This is a genomic window from Bradyrhizobium sp. (assembly GCF_019242285.1).
Taxonomy (GTDB): domain Bacteria; phylum Pseudomonadota; class Alphaproteobacteria; order Rhizobiales; family Xanthobacteraceae; genus Bradyrhizobium.
In genome coordinates this window covers 1-2,683 of the sequence record NZ_JAFAVV010000732.1, presented here as the reverse complement: position 1 = coordinate 2,683, position 2,683 = coordinate 1, and the positions used below count along the sequence as shown (strand labels likewise).

The 2,683-nt window shown below is 64.1% G+C and carries 3 protein-coding genes; 2 read left to right on the top strand and 1 reads right to left on the bottom strand.

The window, feature by feature from the left end; all coding sequences use genetic code 11:
* Nucleotides 1–391 precede the first annotated feature (391 nt).
* On the top strand, nt 392–1,324 hold the full coding sequence (locus tag JOY90_RS29675; RefSeq protein WP_291694652.1) for an ABC transporter permease: 933 nt from the start codon (nt 392–394) through the stop codon (nt 1,322–1,324).
* Nucleotides 1,325–1,326: 2 nt separating this feature from the next.
* The gene (locus JOY90_RS29670; protein WP_291694651.1) at nt 1,327–2,139 is read left to right on the top strand and encodes an ABC transporter permease; all 813 of its coding nucleotides are present in this window, start codon (nt 1,327–1,329) and stop codon (nt 2,137–2,139) included.
* A gap of 39 nt (nt 2,140–2,178) precedes the next feature.
* Here JOY90_RS29670 and JOY90_RS29665 read toward each other — a convergent pair.
* Nucleotides 2,179–2,683, bottom strand: a 505-nt coding sequence (locus JOY90_RS29665; protein ID WP_291694650.1) for an AsmA-like C-terminal region-containing protein, incomplete at its 5' end; no start/stop codon positions are given.

Below are 2,683 nucleotides of genomic sequence, written 5' to 3'. Positions count from 1 at the left end.
GGATTCATCATGAAGGTGGCGATCGCCAATGTCACGCGGCTGCTCGAGCGCGCCATCGGGTGGGACGAGCGGGTATGGCTGAGCTGGGCGCCGGAAGCGGCCACGGTGCTCGCGCGATAGAGCGCATGCCGATTCGCATCGGGATGCTTTCCAGTTTTGGCTGTGCGCATGTTCTATTCGGAAAAAACGGTTCCTACTTTTCCGGAACATGCGCTAGTGCCCCGAGCCCGAAGTTCGCACGTCTGTTGCGGCGATATCCGTTGCGAACTTCGGGTTCAAAAGGGGCACTAGAGTCATAGAGTTGCTAGTGTCCCTTTGATTCCGAAGTTCGCGTCAGAGGGTGCCGCAAAGGTGAGCGAACTTCGGAATCGGGACACTAGCGAGGCGGCAGATGCGGAGAAAGAAAAACGCGGCCGGCGTTTCCAGACGAAGCTGGGGTGCGCGCCTGGTGGTGCTGGTGCCCTATCTCTGGCTCGTCGTGTTCTTTCTCGTGCCGTTCCTGATCGTAGTGAAGATCAGTGTCTCTCAAACCGCGATCGCGCAGCCGCCTTACACGCCGGTCTTCGATCCGGGCGCCGGCTGGGGTGCACTCCGGCAATTCCTCGGCGCGCTGTCGTTCGAGAATTACGCGCTGCTCGGCTCCGACTGGCTCTATCTGCTCTCCTATCTGCGCAGTCTGGAGATCGCCGCGGTCTCGACCGCGCTGCTGCTGCTGATCGGTTTTCCCGTCGCTTACGGCATGGCGCGCGCCCCGCGGCGCTGGCAGCCCGTGGTGTTCGTGCTGGTTGTGCTGCCGTTCTGGACGTCGTTTCTCATCCGCATCTACGCCTGGATCAACATTCTCCAGCGCGACGGCCTGCTCAATCAGGTGCTGCTGGCGTTGCGGATCGTCGACGAGCCGCCGGCGTGGCTGTCCACCGATACGGCGGTCTATATCGGCATCGTCTACTCCTACCTGCCGTTCATGGTGCTGCCGATCTACGCCACGCTGGAGAAAATGGACGAGACGCTGCTCGAGGCCGCCGCCGACCTCGGCTGTCCCAACTGGAAAGCATTTTGGCTGGTGACGCTGCCGCTGTCGCGGCCGGGCATCGTCGCGGGAGTCTTGCTTTGCTTTATTCCCATTGTCGGTGAGTTCGTCATACCCGACCTGCTCGGCAGCTCGCAGACCATGATGATCGGACAGACGCTATGGGGTGAGTTTTTCGCCAACAGAGATTGGCCGGTGGCGTCCGCTGTTGCGGTCGTGCTGCTCTGCCTGCTGGTCGTGCCGATCGTTGTGTACGAGCAGGTGCAGACGCGCGATCTCGCAAGGGGACGCTGACCATGCGCAAGGCCTCTTGGTTCAATGTCGGCTCGCTCGCGCTGGGCCTTGCCTTCCTTTATCTGCCGATCGCCATTCTGGTGATCTACTCGTTCAATGCCTCGCGGCTCGTGACCGTGTGGGGCGGCTGGTCGTTGCGGTGGTACGCCGAGCTCATCGAGGACCGCGCCATGCTGGAATCCGCCTGGGTGACGCTGCGCATCGCTGTGATGTCGGCGAGCGCGGCGACGGTACTGGGGACGCTGGCGGCCATTGCGCTGGTGCGGTTCGGGCGCTTTCGCGGCCGCGTGCTCTTTTCCGGCATGATTTATGCGCCGCTGGTTATGCCGGAAGTGATCACCGGACTTGCGCTGCTGCTCCTGTTCGTGGCCATCGACATCAATCGCGGCTTCTGGACGATTGCGATCGCCCACACGACGCTGATCACGTGTTTCGTCACCGTGGTGGTGCAATCGCGGCTCTTGACGTTCGACACGAGCCTCGAAGAAGCGGCGATGGACCTCGGCTGTCCGCCGTTGAAGACGTTTCTGACGGTGACGTTACCGCTGATCGCGCCGGCGCTGGTGTCGGGCTGGATGCTCGCCTTCACCTTGTCGCTCGACGATCTCGTGATCGCGAGCTTCACCACGGGTCCCGGCGCGACGACGTTGCCGATCCGCATCTATTCGGAGGTTCGGCTCGGCGTGAAGCCGGAGATCAACGCCATCTGCTCGATCTTGATCGCGATCGTGGCCGTCGGCATTGCCGGCGCCTCGCTGCTCGCGAAATTCCAGGACGTCGGCCGCGGCGGCGTCGCCGGTCTTGTCGCGCGCTGACGCGTCTGCTGCCCAGAGGTGCGCGCAAATGGCTGCTAGCTAGCGGCTCTCTTGCGCAGGCTCGGGGTCGGCTGCGCCCGGCGTTTGCGCGCCGGCCGGCGCGGAACTTCCTGCCAGCGCCGGAGCCGCCGCCGGATCCGGCGGCGCCGTCCCCGTCAGGCGCTCGATGGCCGAGCGAACCGGATCGCGCAGACTGCGGTTGCGCAGCGCATCGAGAATGGGCTGCGCCGCCCCCGAGTGCAGAAGGCGGCTCTGCGGGTCCGGCAAAATGACGGGGTCATCCCACGAGCCCTGCACCATGAAAGGTAGCTCGAACGCGGGTGCCGCCGCGCCGCTCGTCATCGCAAGCAGGCTGGCGGTTCCCCGAAGATCGAGGTCGCGCTCGGGTATCGACGCCGCGCCCGCTACCGCGAGACCGACGCTCGAGCCCTCCATGCGCACGTCTTCGACATTCGCCACGCCCTGCACGATTCTCAGATTGACGGAGAGTGCATCGTAAGGGGTTTTGCCGGTGCGGAATTCGCCTCCGCCCGAGAGCGGCCGT

Excerpts from the sequence above, each read along its gene's own strand:
- JOY90_RS29675 (WP_291694652.1), top strand. The coding sequence starts at position 392 with ATGCGGAGAAAGAAAAACGCGGCCGGCGTTTCCAGACGAAGCTGGGGT.
- JOY90_RS29670 (WP_291694651.1), top strand. The coding sequence starts at position 1,327 with ATGCGCAAGGCCTCTTGGTTCAATGTCGGCTCGCTCGCGCTGGGCCTT.